Origin of the sequence: Variovorax sp. (assembly GCF_965279555.1) — a bacterium.
Classification (GTDB): domain Bacteria; phylum Pseudomonadota; class Gammaproteobacteria; order Burkholderiales; family Burkholderiaceae_C; genus Variovorax.
In genome coordinates this window covers 3,922,678-3,945,147 of record NZ_OZ257247.1, presented here as the reverse complement: position 1 = coordinate 3,945,147, position 22,470 = coordinate 3,922,678, and the positions used below count along the sequence as shown (strand labels likewise).

At 66.8% G+C, this 22,470-nt stretch carries 21 protein-coding genes; all 21 read left to right on the top strand.

What is annotated here, in order from left to right:
• The first annotated feature begins 10 nt into the window (after nt 1-10).
• The 21 genes from ACQY8B_RS18680 (at nt 11) to hisD (ending at nt 22,447) form a co-directional block, all read left to right on the top strand.
• Nucleotides 11-559 carry a shikimate kinase gene (locus ACQY8B_RS18680; protein WP_422088069.1) on the top strand — a complete coding sequence of 183 codons (549 nt, stop codon included), beginning with the start codon at nt 11-13 and terminating at the stop codon, nt 557-559.
• A gap of 34 nt (nt 560-593) precedes the next feature.
• The gene (gene aroB, locus ACQY8B_RS18675) at nt 594-1,703 is read left to right on the top strand and encodes a 3-dehydroquinate synthase (RefSeq protein WP_422088068.1); all 1,110 of its coding nucleotides are present in this window, start codon (nt 594-596) and stop codon (nt 1,701-1,703) included.
• Nucleotides 1,700-2,830, top strand: coding sequence for a deoxyguanosinetriphosphate triphosphohydrolase (locus ACQY8B_RS18670; protein WP_422088067.1), 1,131 nt, complete (start codon nt 1,700-1,702; stop codon nt 2,828-2,830). The genes aroB and ACQY8B_RS18670 overlap by 4 nt, the downstream gene beginning before the upstream one ends.
• Before the next feature lie 8 nt (nt 2,831-2,838).
• Nucleotides 2,839-4,083 (top strand): CynX/NimT family MFS transporter, encoded by a 1,245-nt coding sequence (locus ACQY8B_RS18665; RefSeq protein WP_422088066.1) that lies wholly within the window; start codon nt 2,839-2,841, stop codon nt 4,081-4,083.
• The gene (locus ACQY8B_RS18660; RefSeq protein WP_422088065.1) at nt 4,080-4,655 is read left to right on the top strand and encodes a DUF1415 domain-containing protein; all 576 of its coding nucleotides are present in this window, start codon (nt 4,080-4,082) and stop codon (nt 4,653-4,655) included. Before ACQY8B_RS18665 ends, ACQY8B_RS18660 begins: the two co-directional genes overlap by 4 nt.
• A complete protein-coding gene (locus tag ACQY8B_RS18655; protein ID WP_422088064.1) occupies nt 4,652-5,536 on the top strand; it encodes a class I SAM-dependent methyltransferase in 885 nt (294 codons plus the stop codon). Before ACQY8B_RS18660 ends, ACQY8B_RS18655 begins: the two co-directional genes overlap by 4 nt.
• 32 nt (nt 5,537-5,568) lie before the next feature.
• Nucleotides 5,569-6,264 (top strand): transposase, encoded by a 696-nt coding sequence (locus ACQY8B_RS18650; protein WP_422088063.1) that lies wholly within the window; start codon nt 5,569-5,571, stop codon nt 6,262-6,264.
• A gap of 185 nt (nt 6,265-6,449) precedes the next feature.
• Nucleotides 6,450-11,207 carry a glutamate synthase-related protein gene (locus ACQY8B_RS18645; RefSeq protein ID WP_422088062.1) on the top strand — a complete coding sequence of 1,586 codons (4,758 nt, stop codon included), beginning with the start codon at nt 6,450-6,452 and terminating at the stop codon, nt 11,205-11,207.
• A gap of 34 nt (nt 11,208-11,241) precedes the next feature.
• A complete protein-coding gene (locus ACQY8B_RS18640) occupies nt 11,242-12,720 on the top strand; it encodes a glutamate synthase subunit beta (RefSeq protein ID WP_422088061.1) in 1,479 nt (492 codons plus the stop codon).
• Between the two features lie 67 nt (nt 12,721-12,787).
• Nucleotides 12,788-13,648 (top strand): ABC transporter ATP-binding protein, encoded by an 861-nt coding sequence (locus ACQY8B_RS18635; RefSeq protein WP_422088060.1) that lies wholly within the window; start codon nt 12,788-12,790, stop codon nt 13,646-13,648.
• On the top strand, nt 13,645-14,427 hold the full coding sequence (gene mlaE / locus ACQY8B_RS18630) for a lipid asymmetry maintenance ABC transporter permease subunit MlaE (RefSeq protein WP_422088059.1): 783 nt from the start codon (nt 13,645-13,647) through the stop codon (nt 14,425-14,427). Before ACQY8B_RS18635 ends, mlaE begins: the two co-directional genes overlap by 4 nt.
• A gap of 38 nt (nt 14,428-14,465) precedes the next feature.
• On the top strand, nt 14,466-14,957 hold the full coding sequence (gene mlaD / locus ACQY8B_RS18625) for an outer membrane lipid asymmetry maintenance protein MlaD (protein WP_422088058.1): 492 nt from the start codon (nt 14,466-14,468) through the stop codon (nt 14,955-14,957).
• A gap of 35 nt (nt 14,958-14,992) precedes the next feature.
• Nucleotides 14,993-15,700 carry an MlaA family lipoprotein gene (locus ACQY8B_RS18620; RefSeq protein ID WP_422089074.1) on the top strand — a complete coding sequence of 236 codons (708 nt, stop codon included), beginning with the start codon at nt 14,993-14,995 and terminating at the stop codon, nt 15,698-15,700.
• Nucleotides 15,701-15,865: 165 nt separating this feature from the next.
• The gene (locus ACQY8B_RS18615) at nt 15,866-16,522 is read left to right on the top strand and encodes an MlaC/ttg2D family ABC transporter substrate-binding protein (protein WP_422088057.1); all 657 of its coding nucleotides are present in this window, start codon (nt 15,866-15,868) and stop codon (nt 16,520-16,522) included.
• A gap of 10 nt (nt 16,523-16,532) precedes the next feature.
• Nucleotides 16,533-16,808, top strand: coding sequence for an STAS domain-containing protein (locus tag ACQY8B_RS18610; RefSeq protein ID WP_237678947.1), 276 nt, complete (start codon nt 16,533-16,535; stop codon nt 16,806-16,808).
• Nucleotides 16,809-16,970: 162 nt separating this feature from the next.
• The gene (locus ACQY8B_RS18605; protein WP_081266454.1) at nt 16,971-17,918 is read left to right on the top strand and encodes an ABC transporter ATP-binding protein; all 948 of its coding nucleotides are present in this window, start codon (nt 16,971-16,973) and stop codon (nt 17,916-17,918) included.
• A gap of 82 nt (nt 17,919-18,000) precedes the next feature.
• The gene (locus ACQY8B_RS18600) at nt 18,001-18,765 is read left to right on the top strand and encodes an ABC transporter permease (RefSeq protein ID WP_422088056.1); all 765 of its coding nucleotides are present in this window, start codon (nt 18,001-18,003) and stop codon (nt 18,763-18,765) included.
• A 118-nt stretch (nt 18,766-18,883) separates the two neighbouring features.
• Nucleotides 18,884-19,126 (top strand): BolA family protein, encoded by a 243-nt coding sequence (locus tag ACQY8B_RS18595; RefSeq protein ID WP_081266452.1) that lies wholly within the window; start codon nt 18,884-18,886, stop codon nt 19,124-19,126.
• A gap of 41 nt (nt 19,127-19,167) precedes the next feature.
• Entirely contained in the window at nt 19,168-20,457 is a 1,290-nt protein-coding gene (gene murA, locus ACQY8B_RS18590) for a UDP-N-acetylglucosamine 1-carboxyvinyltransferase (protein WP_422088055.1), read from the top strand.
• Complete coding sequence (hisG, locus tag ACQY8B_RS18585; protein ID WP_422088054.1) at nt 20,454-21,095, top strand: ATP phosphoribosyltransferase; 642 nt, start codon at nt 20,454-20,456, stop codon at nt 21,093-21,095. Before murA ends, hisG begins: the two co-directional genes overlap by 4 nt.
• 29 nt (nt 21,096-21,124) lie before the next feature.
• Complete coding sequence (hisD, locus tag ACQY8B_RS18580) at nt 21,125-22,447, top strand: histidinol dehydrogenase (protein ID WP_422088053.1); 1,323 nt, start codon at nt 21,125-21,127, stop codon at nt 22,445-22,447.
• The last annotated feature ends 23 nt before the right edge of the window (nt 22,448-22,470 follow it).

Here is a 22,470-nt window from a genome sequence, read left to right as displayed (position 1 = left end):
CAGCCACCGCGTGGCGGTCGCACTCGTCGGCTTGCCCGGCGCCGGAAAATCCGCAGTGGGCCGGCGCCTGGGGATGCGGCTGGACCTTCCATTCGTCGATACCGACCACGTGCTCGAGCACCGCATCGGCTGCTCGATCCGTGACTATTTCGACCGGGAAGGGGAGGCCGCCTTCCGGGATCTCGAACAAACAGTGATCGCCGACCTGGCAGCCAACGCCCAAGGCGTGCTGGCCACCGGCGGCGGTGCGGTGCTGCGGGAAGCCAACCGCATCCAGCTGCGCGATCACTTCCATGTGATCTATCTGCGTTCCTCTCCCGAAGACCTGTTCCGGCGCCTGCGCCACGACGTCAAGCGCCCCTTGCTGCAAGTGGCCGACCCGCTGGGCAGGCTGCGCGAACTGCACGATGCACGCGATCCGTTCTACAGGGCCACGGCGCACGACGTGGTCGACACCGGCCGGCCGTCCATCGCCATGCTGGTGAACATCATCGTCATGCAACTGGAGCTGGCCGGGATCGTCGAGCCGGGCGCCCACCCGGAAGAGCCCTCCGACTGAGCCGGCGCCGGCCGCAGCGCCTAAACTCGCTGCCATGTCCCTGTCCGTACTTTCCGCTCCGCCAGAACGCGTCGACATCCAGCTTGGCGACCGCAGCTACCCGATCCTGATCGGTGCCGGCCTGCTGGACGACCCCGCGAGCTTTGCCGCCGCGCCGGCCGCAGCCTCCGCCCTGATCGTGAGCAACACCACGGTGGCGCCGCTCTACGCGAAAGCGCTGCAGGCCGCCCTGGCCGGCCGTTTCCGCGCCGTGCACCTGCTCGAGCTGCCCGACGGCGAAGTGCACAAGAACCTGCAGACCCTGAACCTGATCTTCGACGACCTGCTGGGCCACGGCAGCGACCGCAAGACCGTGCTGTTCGCCCTCGGCGGCGGCGTGGTGGGCGACATGACCGGCTTCGCCGCCGCGAGCTACATGCGCGGCGTGCCTTTCGTGCAGGTGCCGACCACCCTGCTGGCGCAGGTCGACTCCTCGGTCGGGGGCAAGACGGCCATCAACCATCCGCTCGGCAAGAACATGATCGGCGCTTTCTACCAGCCGCAGCTTGTTGTCTGCGACCTGGCCACGCTTCAGACGCTGCCGCCGCGCGAGCTCAGCGCCGGGCTGGCGGAAGTCATCAAATACGGCCCGATCCACGACATGGCCTTCTTCGACTGGATCGAGGCCAACATCGAGGCCCTGAACGCACGCGACCCCGGCGCGCTGGCCCATGCCGTCAAGCGCAGCTGCGAGATCAAGGCGCTGGTCGTCGGCCAGGACGAGCGCGAGACCGGCCTGCGCGCCATCCTGAATTTCGGCCACACCTTCGGGCATGCCATCGAATCAGGCCTGGGATATGGCGAGTGGCTGCATGGCGAGGCGGTCGGCTGCGGCATGGTCATGGCGGCCCATCTGTCGCAGCGGCTCGGCGGCGTCGACGCCGCCTTCGTCGAGCGCCTCACGCGGCTGATCGAACGCGCCGGCCTGCCGACCGTCGGCCCCGCACTCGGTGCGGAGCGCTACCTGGAGCTCATGCGCGTCGACAAGAAATCGGAAGCCGGCGAAATCCGCTTCGTGGTAATCGACGAGCCCGGCTCGGCCGTGGTTCGCAGCGCGCCCGATGCGCTGGTGCGCGAAGTGCTCGCGCAGTGCTGCGAGGCATGAGCCTCGCGGCCTATGCCTGCCAGCCCGCGCAGTCGCGCGGCAGGCGCCATTCGGAGCCGCCCGCGCCCACGCGCGACGCCTTCCAGCGCGACCGCGACCGCATCGTGCATTCCACGGCCTTCCGCCGGCTGGTCTACAAGACGCAGGTCTTCCTGAACCATGAAGGCGACCTGTTCCGCACGCGGCTCACGCATTCCCTGGAGGTTGCGCAACTGGGGCGGTCGATTGCCCGGGCCCTGCGCCTCAACGAAGACCTGGTCGAGGCGATCGCGCTGGCCCACGACCTGGGGCACACGCCCTTCGGCCACGCGGGCCAGGATGCGCTCAACGATTGCATGGCCGAGCACGGCGGTTTCGAGCACAACCTGCAGAGCCTGCGCGTTGTCGATGCGCTGGAGCATCGCTATCCGCAGTACGACGGCCTGAACCTGAGCTTCGAGACGCGCGAGGGCATCCTGAAGCACTGCTCGCGCGCCAATGCCGAGCGGCTGGAGGCGGCCGAACCCGACGGCGTGGCCCGCCGCTTCCTGGACCGCACGCAGCCCGGCCTGGAGGCGCAACTGTGCAACCTGGCCGACGCCATCGCCTACAACGCGCACGACATCGACGACGGTGTGCGTTCCGGCCTCATAGGCGTCGAGCAGCTTGGCGAGGTGGAACTCTTCGAGCGCTACCGCCGGGAAGCGCTTGCCGAATACCCCCAGCTGCAGGGCCGCCGCGTGCTCTACGAGACCATCCGGCGCATGCTCAGCGCGCAGGTCTACGACGTGATCGACGCGACGCGCGCGGCAATCGAAGCCGTTGCGCCGGCCGATGCCGACGCCGTGCGGCATGCCCCGCCTCTCGTCGCCTTCAGCGAGACGATGCAGGCGCAATCCGAGGAGCTCAAGCGCTTTCTCTTTCGCAACCTGTACCGCCATCCGCAGGTCACGCAGACCACCGACCAGGCGCAGCAGGTGGTGCGGGAGCTGTTCGATGCCTACATCGAGCGCGGCGGCGAGATGCCCGCCTCGTACGCCGACCGCCGCGACCGGCCCCGTGCGGTGGCCGACTACATCGCCGGCATGACCGACCGCTTCGCCGTGCGCGAGCATGAAAGGCTCACCGGACGGCGGGGGATCGCGTGAGCCAGGCCGTGCGTCCCCGCGTACCGGTTGCCGCCTTCGCCGTCCTGCTGGGCGGCGTCAGCGGCGCCTTGCACCTCGGCAAGCTGCCGCCCGCCGTGCCTGCGTTGCAGGCTTCGCTGGGCATCGGATTGGTCGAGGCAGGCTTCCTGCTGTCGCTGGTACAGGTCGCCAGCATGACGCTGGGGCTGATTGCCGGGCTTGCGGCCGACAGCATCGGCCTGCGGCGCAGCATGCTGACGGGGCTCGTTGTGCTGACGGTGGCCAGCCTGCTGGGCGGGTGGGTCGGCAGCGGCGCGGTGGAAGGCTCCCATGCGGTCCGGTGGCTGCTTGTGCTGCGGGCCGTCGAAGGCGTCGGCTTTCTGCTGACCGTCATGCCCGGCCCGGGGCTGATCCGCGCCTTGACGCCCCCGGGCGCCGACAAAGCCGCGCTGGGGCTGTGGGGCGCCTACATGCCGCTCGGCGTCGCGCTTGCGCTGCTGGTGGGGCCGGCCCTGATCGCCTGGGGCGGATGGCCTGACTGGTGGTGGGCGCTGTCGGTCGTTTCCGCCGTGGCCGCGCTCTGGCTCTGGCAGGCGGTGCCGCCGGACCGGCTGCGCCCGGTCGCGGCCGGCGGCGCTTCCACGGCATGGTCTTCCCGTCTGCGTGCCACGGTGGGCGCGCGCGCGCCCTGGCTGATCGCGCTGACCTTCGCCGTGTACTCGGCGCAGTGGATGGCGGTGATCGGCTTTCTTCCGGCCATCTACGCCGGCGCCGGCGTGCCGGCCGGCTGGAATGCCTTGCTGACCGCGCTGGCCGCCGCCATGAACATCGTCGGCAACATTGCCGGCGGCCGTTGGCTTCAGCGCGGCGTGGCGCCCGAGCGGCTGCTTCAGTGGGGTTTCCTCACGATGGCGCTGGGCGGCGTCGCGGCTTTTGCGCAAGCCGGGCAGGGCGCCGATGCGCTGAGCCTGCCGCCCGCGTTGCGCTATGTCGCGGTCTGCGCCTTCTCGCTGGGCGGGGGCATGGTGCCGGCGACGCTGTTTTTGCTCGGCGTGCGGTTCGCGCCCGGGCCGACCACGGTTTCCACCACTGTCGGCCTGATGCAGCAGGCCTCTTCGCTGGGCCAGTTCCTGGCGCCGCCAGCGGTTGCCTGGGTGGCGCATCGCGTCGGCGGCTGGCACTGGACCTGGACCGCCACGCTGGCCTGCTCGCTGGTCGGCATGACGATCGCGCGGCGCCTGGGGCGGATTCGCCCTGCGGCGGGGATGGCATGAGCGGCCCGGCGACAATCGGGGCCGCCCAGGCCTGCGCCGACATGCGGCGCTGGCTCGAACGCGCGGTGATCGGCCTGAACCTGTGCCCCTTCGCGAAGGCGGTACACGTGAAGGGGCAGATCCACTATGCCGTGTACGAACCCGCCGAAGAAGCCGACCTGATGGACGCGCTGCTGGCCGAAGCCAAAGACCTCGCGGCGCTCGACGCCGCCATGCGCGACACCACCCTTTTGATTGCACCGAACACCTTGGCCGATTTCCTGGATTTCAACGATTTCACGGCGCGTGCCGAGCGCCGGCTCGCCCGCGCAGGTTTCGACGGCGTGTTCCAGCTGGCGAGCTTCCATCCGCAATTCCAGTTCGCCGGCACGGAGCCCGATGACATCGGCAACGCCTCCAACCGCGCGCCGTATCCCACGCTGCACCTGCTGCGCGAGGAGAGCGTGGACCGTGCTGTCGATGCGTTTCCGGAGGCGGAAGCGATCTTCGAGCGCAACATCGACACGCTCGAAGCCCTCGGCCCGGCTGGCTGGGCGGCGCTCGACGTCGGCCCCGGGAGTGCCAAGCCATGAACACCAAATTCGCCCCCAAGGCGGCAAAGACGAACAAGCTCGCCAAGGCCGACGCCGAGCTGGCCGAAGTGCTGAAGCCGGGGCAGTCGGTGGAGCTGCTCAAGGAGCTGCACATCCTCACCCGCGAGGGCCGGCTCAACCAGGATTCGCGGCGCAAGCTCAAGCAGGTCTACCACCTGTTCCAGTTCATCGAGCAGCTGCTGCGCGAACTGCCGGAAGAGGGCGCCGGGGCCACGCTGGCCGACCATGGTGCCGGCAAGTCCTACCTCGGCTTCATCATCTATGACCTGTTCTTCCGCGCGCGGCAGGGCGGGCATGTCTACGGCATCGAGACGCGCAGCGAGCTGGTCGAGCGCTCACGCGCCCTGGCGCAGCGGCTGGGTTTCGGCCGCATGTCGTTCCTGAATCTCACAGTGGCCGAATCTGCTCAGGCGAGCGAGCTGCCGGCGCAGATCGACGTCGTCACCGCGCTGCATGCCTGCGATACCGCGACGGACGATGCCATCGCCTTCGGCCTCGCCAAGAAAGCACGCTGCATGGTGCTGGTGCCCTGTTGCCAGGCCGAAGTGGCCGCCTGCCTGCGCGAGACCAAGGCGCTGGCGCTCTCGCGCACCCCGCTGGCCGAGCTGTGGCGCCATCCGCTGCACACGCGCGAGATCGGCAGCCAGCTCACCAACGTGCTGCGCTGCCTGTATCTGGAGGCCAACGGCTACAGCGTGACGGTCACCGAGCTGGTCGGCTGGGAGCACAGCATGAAGAACGAGCTGATCCTGGCGCGCTACACGGGCCAGCGCAAGGCGAGCGCGGCGACGCGCCTGGGCGAGCTGCTGTCGCAGTTCGGGCTCGACGCGCTGGGCGACACGCGCTTCCGTCTCGGCTGAACGCCGGCGCGCAACTCGCGTCCGCTTGTCCCATGGCCCGTCTTCCCCGCCTTACCCTGGCAGGCATGCCGCACCATGTGATCCAGCGTGGCAACAACCGCCAGCCGATCTTCGTGGACCGGGCGGATCACGAGAAGCTGCTCGCGCTGATGGCCGAGAACGCCGTGCGCTTTCGCGTCGCGCTGCACGCCTATGTGCTGATGGACAACCACTTCCACCTGCTGGCGACGCCCGACAGCGACACCGGCCTGCCGCAGTTCATGCAGTCGGTGGGGCGCAGCTACGTGCGCTACTTCAATGACCGCCACGGCCGCAGCGGCACTCTGTGGGAAGGGCGCTACAGGTCCACGTTGATCCAGACCGACCGCTACCTGCTGACCTGCATGGTCTACATCGACCTCAACCCGGTGCGGGCCGGCATCGCGGTCGACGCGCGCGATTTTCCCTGGTCCAGCCACGGCCACTACGCCGGACTGCGGCACGACAAGCTGCTGACACCGCATCCCCTGTACTGGGAACTCGGCAACACGCCATTCGCGCGCGAGGCCGCCTATGTCGAGTTGGTGCGCGCCGGCGTACGCATGGCCGATCAGGATGCGCTGACCGAGGCCACGCTGCGTGGCTGGGCGGCAGGCGATGACGATTTTCTGGGGACCTTGCAGAAGTCGACTGAGCGCCGCGTGGTCAAGGCCAAGGCAGGCCGGCCGCCTTCAAGCACCACTTCCTGAAGCCGAATCGGCGTCAAGCCGCCGACAGTTCTCAGGCTTTTGCTACATTTTTTAATATGTCCCTAATTAAATTCTGACAAGAAAACTCAACATTTAATTCGAATCTGACCCCTATTAAAGTGTTTGGCATTCTTTGTGCATCGCAATATGCTCCCTCTCCCTGCGAAAACTGAAGGAGCGCGCCCATGACGACGGCTGCCGAGATTCAACATCTCCAAGAACACGGTCTGTATTCCGGTGCCGACGAGCACGATGCCTGCGGCGTCGGCTTCGTTGCACATATCAAGGGCGAGAAAAGCCATGCCATCGTGCTGCAGGGCTTGAAGATCCTCGAAAACCTCGACCATCGCGGCGCCGTGGGCGCCGACAAGCTGATGGGCGACGGCGCAGGCATCCTGATCCAACTGCCCGACCACCTCTACCGAGAAGAGATGGCCAAGCAGGGCGTCACGCTGCCACCGCCCGGCGAATACGGCGTCGGCATGATCTTCCTGCCGAAGGAACACGCCTCGCGCGAAGCCTGCGAACAGGAAATGGAACGCGCCATCAAGGCCGAAGGCCAGGTGCTGCTCGGCTGGCGCGACGTGCCGGTCAACCGCGACATGCCCATGTCGCCCACCGTGCGCGAAAAAGAGCCGCTGCTGCGCCAGGTGTTCATCGGCCGCGGCAATGACGTGATCGTGCAGGACGCGCTGGAACGCAAGCTCTACGTGATCCGCAAGACCGCCAGCGCCAACATCCAGCGCCTGAAGCTCAAGCACAGCAAGGAATACTACGTTCCCAGCATGTCCAGCCGCACCGTGGTCTACAAGGGCCTGTTGCTGGCCGACCAGGTCGGTACCTACTACCTCGACCTGCAGGACAAGCGCTGCGTCTCGGCCCTGGGCCTGGTGCACCAGCGCTTCTCGACCAACACCTTCCCCGAGTGGCCGCTGGCCCACCCCTACCGCTATGTCGCCCACAACGGCGAAATCAACACGGTCAAGGGCAACTACAACTGGATGAAGGCGCGCGAAGGCGTCATGTCCTCGCCCGTGCTGGGCGCCGACCTGCAGAAGCTGTACCCCATCAGCTTCGCCGGACAGTCCGACACCGCCACCTTCGACAACTGCCTCGAGCTGCTGACGATGGCCGGCTACCCCATCAGCCAGGCCGTGATGATGATGATTCCCGAGCCCTGGGAGCAGCACGCCACCATGGACCCGCGCCGCCGCGCGTTCTATGAATACCACGCCGCCATGCTCGAGCCCTGGGACGGTCCGGCCTCCATCGTGTTCACCGACGGCCGCCAGATCGGCGCCACGCTCGACCGCAACGGCCTGCGTCCTTCGCGCTACTGCGTGACCGACGACGACCTGGTCATCATGGCCTCCGAATCGGGCGTGCTGCCCGTGCCGGAGCAGAAGATCGTGCGCAAGTGGCGCCTGCAGCCCGGCAAGATGTTCCTCATCGACCTGGAGCAGGGCCGCATGATCGACGACGAGGAGGTCAAGGCCAACCTCGCCAACAGCAAGCCCTACAAGCAGTGGATCGAGAACCTGCGCATCAAGCTCGACAGCGTCAAGGCCGAGCCGGTCTCCGCGCCGCTGAGCCAGGTCGCGCTGCTCGACCGCCAGCAGGCCTTCGGCTACACCCAGGAAGACATCAAGTTCCTGATGAGCCCCATGGCGCAAGCCGGCGAAGAGGGCATCGGCTCCATGGGCAACGACAGCCCGCTGGCCGTGCTCTCCAGCAAGAACAAGCCGCTTTACAACTACTTCAAGCAGCTGTTCGCGCAGGTGACCAACCCGCCGATCGACCCGATCCGCGAAGCCATCGTGATGTCGCTGGTGTCCTTCATCGGCCCCAAGCCCAACCTGCTGGACATCAACCAGGTCAACCCGCCGATGCGGCTCGAAGTGAGCCAGCCGATCCTCGACTTCGCCGACATGGCGAAGCTGCGCGACATCGGCAAGTACACGCAGGGCAAGTTCAAGAGCTACGCGCTCGACATCACCTACCCGCTCGCCTGGGGTGACGAGGGCGTCGAAGCCAAGCTGGCCTCGCTGTGCGCCGAAGCGGTGGACGCCATCAAGGGCGGCCACAACATCCTGATCATCAGCGACCGCGGCGTGAGCCCGACGCAGGTGGCCATCCCCGCCGTGCTGGCGCTGTCGGCAGTGCACCAGTACCTGGTTCGCGAAGGCCTGCGCACCACCGCCGGCCTGGTGGTCGAGACCGGCTCGGCGCGCGAAGTGCATCACTTCGGCGTGCTGGCCGGCTATGGCGCGGAAGCCGTGCACCCGTACCTCGCCATGGAAACGCTGGTGGCCATGCATGCCGACCTGCCCGGCGACCTCAGCGCCGACAAGGCGGTCTACAACTACGTCAAGGCCATCGGCAAGGGCTTGTCGAAGATCATGTCGAAGATGGGTGTCAGCACCTACATGAGCTACTGCGGCGCCCAGCTGTTCGAAGCCATCGGCCTGAACAGCGAGACGGTGAACAAGTACTTCACCGGCACCGCCAGCCGCGTGGAAGGCATCGGCGTCTTCGAGATCGCCGAGGAAGCCATCCGCATGCACAAGGCCGCCTTCGGCGACGACCCGGTGCTCTCCAACATGCTCGATGCCGGCGGCGAATACGCCTGGCGCACGCGCGGCGAAGAGCACATGTGGACGCCCGACGCCATCGCCAAGCTGCAGCACAGCACGCGCGCCAACAACTGGAACACGTACAAGGAATACGCCCAGCTCATCAACGACCAGAACCGTCGCCACCTCACGCTGCGCGGCCTGTTCGAGTTCAAGATCGATCCCGCCAAGGCCATTCCCGTCGACGAGGTCGAGGCTGCGTCCGAAATCGTGAAGCGCTTCGCCACCGGCGCTATGTCGCTCGGCTCGATCAGCACCGAGGCGCACTCGGTGCTGGCCGTGGCCATGAACCGCATCGGCGGCAAGAGCAACACCGGCGAAGGCGGCGAAGACCCCGCGCGCTACCGCAACGAGCTCAAGGGCATCCCGATCAAGCAGGGCGACACGCTCAAGAGCGTGATCGGCGCGGCCAACGTCGAGGTCGACATGCCGCTGCGCGACGGCGACTCGCTGCGTTCGCGCATCAAGCAGGTCGCGTCGGGCCGCTTCGGCGTCACGGCGGAATACCTGCATTCGGCCGACCAGATCCAGATCAAGATGGCGCAGGGCGCCAAGCCGGGCGAGGGCGGCCAGCTGCCAGGCGGCAAGGTCACCGAATACATCGGCAAGCAGCGCTATGCCGTGCCGGGCGTGGGCCTCATCTCGCCGCCGCCGCACCACGACATCTACTCGATCGAAGACCTGGCGCAGCTCATTCACGACCTGAAGAACACCGCGCCGCACGCCAGCATCAGCGTGAAGCTGGTGAGCGAGATCGGCGTGGGCACCATTGCCGCGGGCGTTGCCAAGTGCAAGAGCGACCACGTCGTGATCGCCGGCCATGACGGCGGCACGGGCGCCTCGCCCTGGTCGTCGATCAAGCATGCGGGCAGCCCGTGGGAAATCGGCCTGGCCGAGACGCAGCAGACGCTGGTGCTCAACCGCCTGCGCAGCCGCATCCGCGTGCAGGCCGACGGCCAGATGAAGACCGGCCGCGACGTCGCCATCGGCGCGCTGCTGGGCGCCGACGAGTTCGGCTTTGCCACCGCGCCGCTGGTGGTCGAGGGCTGCATCATGATGCGCAAGTGCCACCTGAACACCTGCCCGGTGGGCGTGGCCACGCAAGACCCGGTGCTGCGCAAGAAGTTCTCCGGCAAGCCCGAGCACGTCGTCAACTATTTCTTCTTCGTCGCGGAAGAAGTGCGCCAGATCATGGCCCAGTTGGGCATCCGCAAGTTCGACGACCTGATCGGCCGTGCCGACCTGCTCGACATGCGCAAGGGCATCGAGCACTGGAAGGCCTCCGGCCTCGATTTCAGCCGCCTGTTCGCGCTGCCGAACGTGCCGGCCGACGTGCCGCGCTTCCATGTCGAGAACCAGGACCACGGCCTGGACAAGGCGCTGGACGTCAAGCTCATCGAGAAGTCGCGTCCCGCCATCGACAAGGGCGAGAAGGTGCAGTTCATCGAGGTGGCGCGCAACGTCAACCGCTCGGTGGGCGCCATGCTCTCGGGCGCGCTGACCAAGGTGCATCCGCAGGGCCTGCCCGACGACTCGATCCGCATCCAGCTCGAAGGCACGGGCGGCCAGTCGTTCGGCGCCTTCCTGGCGCGCGGCATCACGCTGTACCTGATCGGCGACGCAAACGACTACACCGGCAAGGGCCTCTCGGGCGGCCGCGTGGTGGTTCGCCCCAGCCTCGACTTCCGCGGTGAGGCGGTGCGCAACACCATCGTCGGCAACACCGCGCTGTACGGCGCGACCACCGGCGAGGCCTACCTGTGCGGCGTGGCCGGCGAGCGCTTCGCTGTGCGCCTGTCGGGCGCCACGGCGGTCATCGAAGGCACCGGCGACCACGGTTGCGAATACATGACCGGCGGCACGGTGGCCGTGCTCGGCAAGACGGGCCGCAACTTCGCGGCCGGCATGAGCGGCGGCGTCGCCTTCGTGTACGACGAAGACGGCCAGTTCGCCTCGCGCTGCAACCTCTCGATGGTGTCGCTCGACAAGGTGCTGACCTCGGCCGAGCAGACCGCCAGCGTGCACCGCAAGATCTGGCACGGCGGCGAGACCGACGAAGCCCAGCTCAAGAAGCTGCTCGAAGAGCACCACCGCTGGACCGGCAGCAAGCGCGCGCGCGAGCTGCTCGACAACTGGGCCGTGTCGCGCACCAAGTTCGTGAAGGTGTTCCCGAACGAATACAAGCGCGCGCTGGCCGAGCTGCACGACCGCAAGGTCGAGCTCACCAGCTCCGGCAACAACGCGCACATCGGCCTTGAGCCGCATGCGCTGACGGCCCCCGCACCGCAAACGGCCCCGGCTTCGGTCTGAGCGCCCACGAGTACAGAGAACAAAGGAAAGCACGATGGGAAAGATCACCGGCTTCATGGAGCATGAGCGCATCGAAGAGGGCTACAAGCCTGTTGACGAGCGCGTCAAGCACTACAAGGAATTCGTCGTCGGCCTGAACACTGAACAGGCCAAGGTGCAGGGTGCGCGCTGCATGGACTGCGGCACGCCGTTCTGCAACAGCGGCTGCCCGGTCAACAACATCATTCCGGACTTCAACGACCTGGTGTACCGCAACGACTGGCAGAACGCCTTCGCGGTGCTCGACTCGACCAACAACTTCCCCGAGTTCACCGGCCGCATCTGCCCCGCGCCCTGCGAGGCTGCCTGCGTGCTCAACGTGAACGACGACGCGGTCGGCATCAAGTCGCTGGAGCACGCGATCATCGACCGCGCCTGGGACGAAGGCTGGGTGGCGCCGCGCGTCGCCAAGCACAAGACCGGCAAGAAGGTGGCGGTGGTGGGCGCGGGCCCGGCCGGCATGGCGGCTGCCCAGCAACTGGCGCGTGCCGGCCACGACGTGACGCTGTTCGAGAAGAACGACCGCATCGGCGGCCTGCTGCGCTACGGCATTCCCGACTTCAAGATGGAAAAGTCGCACATCGACCGCCGCGTGGAGCAGATGAAGGCCGAAGGCGTGGTGTTCCGCACCGGCGTGATCGTCGGCGCAGCGAAAGACCCGCTGGGCAAGGGCTCCAAGGTCACGAACCTGGCCAAGGAAACCGTCACTCCCGAGCAGCTGCAGAAAGAGTTCGACGCCGTGCTGCTCACCGGCGGCGCCGAGCAGTCGCGCGACCTGCCGGTGCCCGGCCGCGACCTCGACGGCATCCATTTCGCGATGGAGTTCCTGCCGCAGCAAAACCGCGTCAACGCCGGCGACAAGGTCAAGGGCCAGCTGCGCGCCGACGGCAAGCACGTGATCGTCATCGGCGGCGGCGACACCGGCTCCGACTGCGTTGGCACCAGCAACCGCCACGGTGCGGTCAGCGTCACGCAGTTCGAACTGATGCCGCAGCCGCCCGAGGAAGAAAACCGCCCGCTGACCTGGCCGTACTGGCCCATCAAGCTGCGCACCAGCTCCAGCCATGAAGAGGGCTGCGAACGCGAGTTCGCGATCTCCACCAAGGAATTCATCGGCGAGAAGGGCAAGGTCACCGGCCTGAAGACCGTTCGCGTCGAATGGAGGGACGGCAAGATGCAGGAAGTCGCCGGCAGCGAGCAGGTGCTCAAGGCCGACCTCGTGCTGCTGGCCATGGGCTTCATCAGCCCTGTGGCCACCGTGCTCGACGCCTTCGGCGTGGAGAAGGACGCACGCGGCAACGCCAAGGCAACGGTCGATTTCATCGGCGGCTATGCCACCAACGTACCCAAGGTCTTTGCCGCCGGCGACATCCGCCGCGGGCAGTCGCTGGTGGTGTGGGCAATCCGCGAAGGCCGTCAAGCCGCGCGGTCGGTGGATGAGTTTCTGATGGGATTCAGCGACTTGCCGCGCTGATTTTTGTTTCAATTTCGCGGTCGCCGTCGCGGCCCCGTTATCATCCGCTGCAAAACCGCATGCCGGGATGCTTGAAAGAGCGCCCGGCTTTTTTATTGAGATGGACCCAGCTACACAGCCACATCCTTTCGTAGAGTTTCGCGACGTCACGTTCGGCTACGGTGCGCGCGCCATCCTCGACGGCGTGTCTTTCTCCGTGCCCCGCGGCAAGGTGACGGCGCTCATGGGCGCATCGGGTGGCGGCAAGACCACGGTCCTGCGATTGATCGGCGGGCAGCAGCGCGCACAACGCGGCGCAGTCCTTTTCGATGGTCAGGATGTCGTCAGGTTCGACGCGACGGCACTCTATGCGGCGCGTCGCCGCATGGGCATGCTCTTCCAGTTCGGCGCGCTGTTCACCGACATGAGCGTGTTCGACAACGTGGCTTTCCCGTTGCGTGAGCACACACAACTCTCCGAAGCGCTGGTACGCGACATCGTGCTCATGAAGCTCGACGCAGTCGGCCTGCGCGGTGCGCGCGACCTGATGCCCAGCGAGGTGTCGGGCGGCATGGCGCGGCGCGTGGCGCTGGCACGCGCGATCGCCCTGGACCCCGATCTCGTGATGTACGACGAGCCGTTTGCGGGGCTCGACCCGATCTCGCTCGGCACCGCCGCGCGGCTGATCCGGCAGCTCAACGACACGCTCGGGCTCACCAGCATCATCGTGTCGCACGATCTCGAGGAAACCTTCCGCATCGCCGATCACGTGATCATCCTTGCCAACGGCGGCATCGCCGCGCAGGGCACGCCCGACGACGTGCGCAACAGCGCCGATCCGCTGGTGCACCAGTTCGTGAATGCGCTGCCCGACGGGCCGGTTCGTTTCCACTACCCGGGCGTCAGCATCGAAGCCGATTTCGGCAATGTCGAAGGGGGCCGCTCATGAGTTGGTGGAAGCCTGCCGATGTCGGCTTCGGGGTGCGCCGCCATCTGTCCAACCTGGGCCATGGCGCAAAGCTCTTCATGCGCCTGGTCGGCCCTGGCGCGCGGATCATGCGGCGCTTCAGCCTGGTGCGCGACCAGATCCATTTCCTGGGCAACTTCTCGCTGGCCATCATCGGCGTGTCGGGGCTCTTCGTGGGTTTCGTGCTGGGGCTGCAGATGTATTACGCGCTGCAGCGGTACGGATCGTCCGAGGCGCTGGGCCTGCTGGTCACGCTGAGCCTGGTGCGCGAACTGGGTCCCGTGGTGGCGGCGCTGCTGTTCACCGGGCGCGCCGGCACTTCGCTCACCGCGGAAATCGGGCTCATGAAGGCCGACGAGCAATTGAGCGCCATGGAAATGATGGCGGTCGATCCGGTGCAGCGCATTCTTGCGCCGCGTTTCTGGGCCGGCGTCATCACCATGCCCTTGCTGGCGGCGGTGTTCAGCGCGGTCGGCATCATGGGCGGCTACGTGGTGGGCGTGCTGATGCTGGGTGTCGACCCGGGCGCGTTCTGGGGCCAGATGCAGGGCGGCGTCGATGTGTGGCGCGACGTCGGCAACGGCGTCATCAAGAGCATCGTGTTCGGCTTCACCGTCACCTTCATCGCGTTGCTGCAGGGCTACGAGGCCCAGCCCACGCCCGAGGGCGTGTCGCGGGCGACCACCAAGACCGTGGTCACCGCATCGCTGGCGGTGCTTGGGCTGGATTTTCTCCTGACCGCCATGATGTTCAGTATCTAAAAGGGGCCGGGCCCCAATCGTTCTAGAGAGTGCAAACCATGCAACGTTCCAACAACGACATCTGGGTCGGCCTGTTCGTCCTGATCGGCGCGGCGGCGCTGCTGTTCCTCGCGCTGCAGTCGGCCAACCTGCTGAGCCTGAATTTCCAGAAGACCTATTCGGTGACTGCGCGCTTCGACAACATCGGCGGTCTCAAGCCCCAGACCGCGGTAAAGAGCGCGGGTGTGGTGGTCGGCCGCGTGGAGTCGATCTCCTTCAACGACAAGACCTTTCAGGCCAACGTAACACTGGCTTTGCAAAACCGTTACAGTTTTCCCAAGGACAGCTCTCTGAAGATCCTGACCAGTGGCCTGCTCGGCGAGCAGTACATCGGGATCGAGGCGGGCGCCGACGACAAGAACCTGCAGGCAGGCGACACCATCACCGCGACCCAGTCGGCCGTGGTGCTGGAGAACCTGATCAGTCAGTTCCTGTACAGCAAGGCGGCGGAAGGTAATACCTCGTCGGCCGGAACAGCCAGCAAAAAATGAAAACACGATCAAATCTGTCAAACGCCGTGCAACGCATGGGTAGCGGCCTGCGCTGGGCAAGTGCCGCAGCGGTCTTCGCGCTCGTGGCCGGATGCGCCACCGGCCCCAATGCCAACCCGGCCGACCCGCTCGAGCCGTTCAACCGCGGTGTCACCCGCTTCAACGACACCGTCGACGACGCGGTGCTCGTCCCTGCAGCCACGGCCTACCAGAAGGCGCTGCCCTCCATGGTGCGTACCGGGGTGAGCAACTTCTTCGGCAACATCGGCGACGTCTGGAGCCTGGCCAACAACGTGGCCCAGCTCAAGCTGCAGGACAGCGCGGAAACCTTCATGCGCCTGAACGTCAACACGTTCTTCGGCCTTGGCGGCCTGCTGGATGTCGCGACCGAAGCGGGCATTCCCCGCCACGAGAAGGACTTCGGCCAGACGCTCGGCTACTGGGGCGTGGGCCCGGGCCCGTACCTCGTGCTGCCGCTGCTGGGCTCGTCGACCGTGCGCGACGCCGCCGCCAAGCCGCTGGACTTCTACGGCGACCCGCTGAACCACGTGCATGACATTCCCTGGCGCAATTCGCTGACCGTGCTGCGCGTGGTCGACACCCGTTCGCAGTACCTGAGGGCCGGCCGCCTGCTCGGCGATGCGGCGCTCGACAAGTATTCATTCACGCGCGACGCGTTCCTGCAGCGCCGCCGCAGCCAGATCTACGACGGCAATCCGCCCGACGACGGCAGCGGAAAGTAAGAGTACGGTGTGCACGGAAGGCGAAGCTGCTTGCATCCGGTTGCAAGGCTTCACCTCCCGGACAGGAACCCGGTAGGCCCGGCGCGGCTCGAATCCGTTCTTGTCTGTGCACGCCGCTGCTTCTACGTGCTTCGCAGATTTTCAAACTTGATTGAGGGACTCTCCATGAACAACAAGACCTTGCAACGACGCGATCTCGGCCGCCTGATGCTGGCCGGCGCCCTGCTGTTCGGGGCCGCTGTCGCCTTCGTGCAGCCCGCGCGCGCAGCCGACGAAGCGCCCGATGCGCTGGTGAAGCGCCTCTCGACCGACGTGCTCGAGACCATCAAGTCCGATTCGAGCATCAAGTCGGGCGACGTGAACAAGATCATGGTGCTGGTCGACAGCAAGATCATGCCGAACGTCAACTTCCAGCGCATGACGGCCTCCGCCGTCGGCCCGGCCTGGCGCACCGCCACGCCCGAGCAGCAAAAGCGCCTGCAGGACGAGTTCAAGACCCTCCTGGTGCGCACCTACGCCGGCGCGCTCGACCAGGTGACCGACCAGACCGTCACCATCCGCCCGTTCCGCGGCTCGCCGGACGACACCGATGTGCTGGTGCGCACCGAAGTCAGGGGCCGCGGCGACCCGGTCCAGCTCGACTACCGCCTTGAAAAGACCCCCGGCCAGGGCGCCGGATGGAAGGTCTACAACCTGAACGTGCTGGGCGTGTGGCTGGTCGATACCTACCGCACCCAGTTCGCGCAGGAAATCAACAAGAGCGGCATCGATGGCCTGATTGCCGCGCTGGCTGCGCGCAACAAGGGCAACGCCAAGGGCTGAGGGCCGAGCGATGTTGGTCCTGCCCACCCGGCTCACCCATGACGAGGCCCCCGCCTGCATGCGCATGCTGCAGCAGGGGCTGAAGGGCCAGACCGATTCGTCGTCCACCGTGGTCGACGCTACCGCGCTGGCCCAGTTCGATTCATCGGCGCTGGCCGTGCTGCTGGAATGCCGCCGCGAATCAAGCGCACTGGGCCGGGGGTTCTCGGTCAAGGGCCTGTCGCCCCGGCTGCGCGAACTGGCCACGCTGTACGGTGTTGCGGGTCTTTTGCCCGCCGCGCCTTGACTGTTGGCCCCCCGGCTTTTCACTTCGCTTCGCTGCGTGTAATTCGCCACCCCCCAAGGGGGAGGCGCGGCCCGCCTTGGGCCGGCCCGGCGGCGGCCGCATGAGGGCAATCAGCCGCTGCGCGGCAGCTTGTGGAGCCGCCCCGTAAAATCGCGGGCTCCCATGCCCGCGATCTCATTCCAATCGGTCTCCAAGACCTATCCCCCCTCCAAACAGCAGAAGGCCCAAGGCAAGCAAGGGCTGAAGGCTGTCGACGAGGTCAGCTTCCAGATCGAACCGGGCGAATTCTTCGGCCTGCTCGGTCCCAACGGTGCCGGCAAGACGTCCCTGATCAGCATGCTCGCGGGGCTCTCGCGCCCCACGTCGGGTGCCATCAGCGTCCACGGTTTCGACGTGCAGCGCGACTTCGCGCAGGCCCGCCGCCAGTTGGGCATCGTGCCGCAGGAGCTGGTGTTCGACCCCTTCTTCAACGTGCGCGAGTCGCTGCGCATCCAGTCGGGCTACTTCGGCATCAAGAACAACGAGGCATGGATCGACGAGCTGCTGCAAAGCCTGGGCCTCGCCGACAAGGCCACGGCCAACATGCGCCAGCTCTCGGGCGGCATGAAGCGCCGGGTGCTGGTGGCGCAGGCGCTGGTGCACAAGCCGCCGGTGATCGTGCTCGACGAGCCCACCGCCGGCGTCGACGTCGAGCTGCGCCAGACGCTCTGGCAGTTCGTCGCCAGGCTCAACAAGCAGGGAAGCACCGTGCTGCTCACCACCCATTACCTGGAAGAGGCCGAGGCGCTGTGCAGCCGCATCGCGATGCTCAAGCTGGGCCGCGTGATCGCGCTGGCCCGCACCAGCGAACTGCTGAAGTCGGCTGCGAGCAACGTGCTCCGGTTCAAGACCGACGCCATGCTGCCCTGGGAGATCGCGAAGAACGCGCGCATCACCGGGCGCATCGTGCAGCTGCCTGCGCAGAACGCCCATGAAGTCGAACAACTGCTGGCCGCGATCCGCGAAGCCGGCGTCGCGGTGGAAGACGTGGAAATGCGCAAGGCCGACCTGGAAGACGTGTTCATCGACCTGATGGCGGGCGAGCAGACGCCGCTGGAGGTCGCGAGATGAGCGCCGCGCCGGGCCGCCCCAAGCAAGCGAAGCTCCCCCTCGGGGGGAGGCGAGGACACGCAGTGCCGCGCAAGGGGGCTCCATGATGGCGGTAACGGGTTGGCGCGCGCTGCTCTACAAGGAAACGCTGCGCTTCTGGAAGGTCGGCTTCCAGACCGTCGGCGCGCCGGTGCTCACCGCGCTGCTGTACCTCATGGTGTTCGGCCACGTGCTCGAGGGCCGCGTGACGGTGTACGGAACTGTCGCCTACACCGCGTTCCTGATTCCCGGCCTCGTGATGATGAGCGTGCTGCAGAACGCCTTCGCCAACAGCTCGTCGTCGATCATCCAGAGCAAGATCATGGGCAATCTGGTGTTCGTGCTGCTCACGCCGCTGTCGCACTGGGGCTGGTTCTTCGCCTACGTGGGCTCGTCGATCATCCGCGGGCTGGCCGTGGGGCTGGGCGTGTTCCTGGTGACCATGCTCTTCGCCGTGCCCGACTTCGTGGCGCCGCTGTGGATCATCGTGTTCGCGCTGCTGGGCGCGGCCATGCTGGGCACGCTGGGCCTCATCGCCGGCCTCTGGGCCGAGAAGTTCGACCAGATGGCGGTGTTCCAGAACTTCCTGATCATGCCCATGACCTTCCTGTCGGGCGTGTTCTATTCGATCGGCTCGCTGCCGCCCTTCTGGCAGAAGGTGAGCCACCTGAACCCGTTCTTCTACATGATCGACGGCTTCCGCTACGGTTTCTTCGGCGTCAGCGACGCCTCGCCCTGGCTGAGCCTGGGCATCGTCGGCACCGCCTGGCTGGTGGTGAGCGCCATTGCCGTCCACCTGCTGCGCATCGGCTACAAGATCCGTAGCTAGATCATGGTTCTCCCCCAGTCTTCTCGCACTTCGTGTCGCTTCGCCAACCCCCTTCCGGGGCAACACCAGCGGCCCGGCAAAGCCGGTTCCGCGGTGTTCCCCAATAAATGCCCATCTCATGACCGCTGACCAGCTCCAGGCCATCATCACGTCCCATCTCCCGTGCGAGCACATCACGCTCGAGGGCGACGGCCGACACTGGTACGCCACCATCGTCTCGGCCGAATTCGAGGGCAAGCGCTCGATCCAGCGCCATCAGCGGGTCTACGCCACCCTCGGTGCGAAAATGCACACCGACGAGGTGCACGCGCTTTCGATGAAGACCTACACGCCGGCCGAATGGGCGGCAGTGGAAAAATAACTTTCCGGCCCTGGCGGCCCCCTGATTTCGCTGGAACTTCGATGGACAAACTTCTGATTCGCGGCGGGCGAGAGCTCCGCGGCGAAGTACTCATTTCCGGCGCCAAGAACGCTGCGCTGCCCGAGCTGTGCGCGGCGCTGCTGACCGACCAGCCCGTGGTGCTGCACAACGTGCCGCGCCTGCAGGACGTGTCGACCATGCTCAAGCTGGTGCGCAACATGGGCGTCGCGGCCGAGCGCGACGACAACGGCACCGTGCGCCTGAACGCCGCCGACCTGACCAACCCCGAGGCGCCCTACGAGCTCGTGAAGACCATGCGCGCCTCCGTGCTGGCCCTGGGCCCGCTGCTGGCGCGTTTCGGCCATGCCAGGGTGTCGCTGCCGGGCGGCTGCGCCATCGGTTCGCGGCCGGTCGACCAGCACATCAAGGGCCTGCAGGCCATGGGCGCCGAAATCGTGGTCGAGCACGGCTACATGGTCGCCCGCCTGCCGGAGGGCCGCACCCGCCTGAAGGGCGCGCGCATCCTGACCGATATGGTCACCGTCACCGGCACCGAGAACTTCCTCATGGCCGCTGCGCTGGCCGAGGGCGAGACGCTGCTCGAGAACGCCGCCCAGGAGCCGGAAATCGTCGACCTGGCAGAAATGCTGATCCGCATGGGCGCGAAGATCGAAGGCCACGGCACCAGCCACATCCGCATCCAGGGCGTCGAGAAGCTGCACGGCTGCGAGCATGCCGTGGTGGCCGACCGCATCGAGGCCGGCACCTTCCTGTGCGCGGTGGCGGCCACGGGTGGCGAGGCATTCCTGCGCCATGCGCGTGGCGACCACCTCGACGCCGTGATCGACAAGCTGCGCGACGCCGGCTGCACCGTGGCCTGCGAGAAAGACGGCGTGCGCATCGGCTCGAAGGGTCCCGCCTACGAACACCTGAACGCGCAGAGCTTCAGCACCACCGAATACCCCGGCTTCCCGACCGACATGCAGGCCCAGTTCATGGCCCTGAACGTGATCGCGCGCGGCGCCTCGATGGTCACCGAGACCATCTTCGAGAACCGCTTCATGCACGTGAACGAGATGGTGCGCCTGGGCGCCCAGATCCACGTCGAAGGCAAGGTCGCGATGGTCACCGGCGTGCGGCAACTGTCGGGTGCCACCGTGATGGCCACCGACCTGCGCGCCTCCGCCAGCCTCGTCATTGCCGGCCTCGTGGCCGAGGGCGAGACGCTGGTCGACCGCATCTACCACCTGGACCGGGGCTACGACCGAATGGAATCCAAGCTGCGCGGCCTCGGAGCCGACATCGAACGCGTGACGGGAGCCGCCGCATGATCACATTGGCGCTTTCCAAAGGCCGCATCTTCGAAGAGACGATGCCCCTGCTGGCAGCGGCCGGCATCGAGGTCACCGAAGACCCCGAGAAGTCGCGCAAGCTGATCCTCGAAACCACCCGTCCCGACGTGCGCGTGGTGCTGGTGCGCGCGTCCGACGTGCCCACCTACGTGCAGTACGGCGGCGCAGACCTCGGCGTGACCGGCCTCGACGTGCTGCTGGAGAACGGCAACCAGGGCATGTACCAGCCGCTGGACCTGCGCATCGCGGCCTGCCGCCTGAGCGTGGCCGTGCGCGCCGACTACGACTACGCCTCCGCCGTGAAGCAGGGTTCCCGCCTGCGCGTGGCCACCAAGTACGTGGGCCTGTCGCGCGACTTCTTCGCAAGCAAAGGCGTGCACGTCGACCTGATCAAGCTCTACGGCAGCATGGAGCTGGCGCCGCTCACCGGGCTGGCAGACGCCATCGTCGACCTGGTCTCGACCGGCAACACGCTCAAGGCCAACCACCTCGTCGAGGTGGAACGCATCATGGACATCAGCGCCCGCCTTGTGGTGAACCAGGCGGCGCTCAAGCTCAAGCGCGAGCCGATCCGCCACATCATCGACGCGTTCGCGTCGGCCATTCCTTCCGCCTGAACCCCACGAAACCCACGAACCCCACGCCCATGACTCTGAAAGCAGCACCCGCCCGACTGTCCACGACTTCAGCCAGCTTCGATGCTGAATTCAAGGCGCGGCTGCATTGGTCCGCGGACGACGACGCGGCCATCGAGAAGGTCGTGGCCGACATCCTCGCCGACGTGCAGAAGCGGGGCGACGAGGCGGTGCTCGAATACACCAACCGCTTCGACAAGCTGGGTGCGAAGACGCTGCCCGAACTGGAACTCACGCAGGCCGAGCTGAAGGCCGCCTTCGAATCGCTGCCCGCCGGGCAACGCGACGCGCTCGAAGCCGCCGCGCGCCGCGTACGCAGCTACCACGAGGCCCAGAAGAAGGCCAGCGGTGAAAGCTGGAGCTACCGCGACGCCGACGGCACGCTGCTCGGCCAGAAGGTCACGCCGCTTGATCGGGTCGGCATCTACGTGCCGGGCGGCAAGGCCGCCTACCCGTCGAGCGTGTTGATGAACGCGATTCCGGCGCATGTGGCGGGCGTTGGCGAAATCATCATGGTCGTGCCCACACCGAAGGGCGAGAAGAACCAGCTCGTGCTCGCCGCCGCCTACGTGGCCGGCGTGACGCGTGGCTTCACCATCGGCGGCGCCCAGGCCGTGGCCGCGCTGGCCTACGGCACCGCCACTGTTCCCGCAGTCGACAAGATCACCGGTCCCGGCAACGCCTACGTGGCCGCCGCCAAGCGCCGCGTGTTCGGCACCGTGGGCATCGACATGATCGCCGGGCCGAGCGAGATCCTCGTTCTGGCCGACGGCAGCACGCCGCCCGACTGGGTGGCCATGGACCTGTTCAGCCAAGCCGAGCACGACGAACTGGCGCAGAGCATCCTGCTGTGCCCCGACGCGGCCTACATCGACCGCGTGCAGGCCGAGATCGACCGCCTGCTGCCGGCCATGCCGCGCGCGGAAATCATTGCCGCCTCGCTCAACGGCCGCGGCGCGCTGATCCACACGAAGAGCATGGAAGAGGCCTGCGAGATCAGCAACCGCATCGCCCCAGAACACCTCGAAGTGAGCAGCAGCGAGCCGAACCGCTGGGAGCCGCTGCTGCGCCATGCCGGTGCGATCTTCCTCGGCGCCTTCACCAGCGAAAGCCTGGGCGACTACTGCGCCGGCCCGAACCACGTGCTGCCCACCAGCGGCACGGCGCGCTTCTCCAGTCCGCTGGGCGTGTACGACTTCCAGAAGCGCTCCAGCCTGATCGAGGTCAGCGAAGCCGGCGCCCAGGTGCTCGGCCCTGTCGCCGTCACGCTGGCCGAGGGCGAGGGCCTGCAGGCGCACGCCGAGGCCGCGCGCATGCGCCTGCGTAAGATCTGAGGCTCCATAACCCCTCAGGGAGG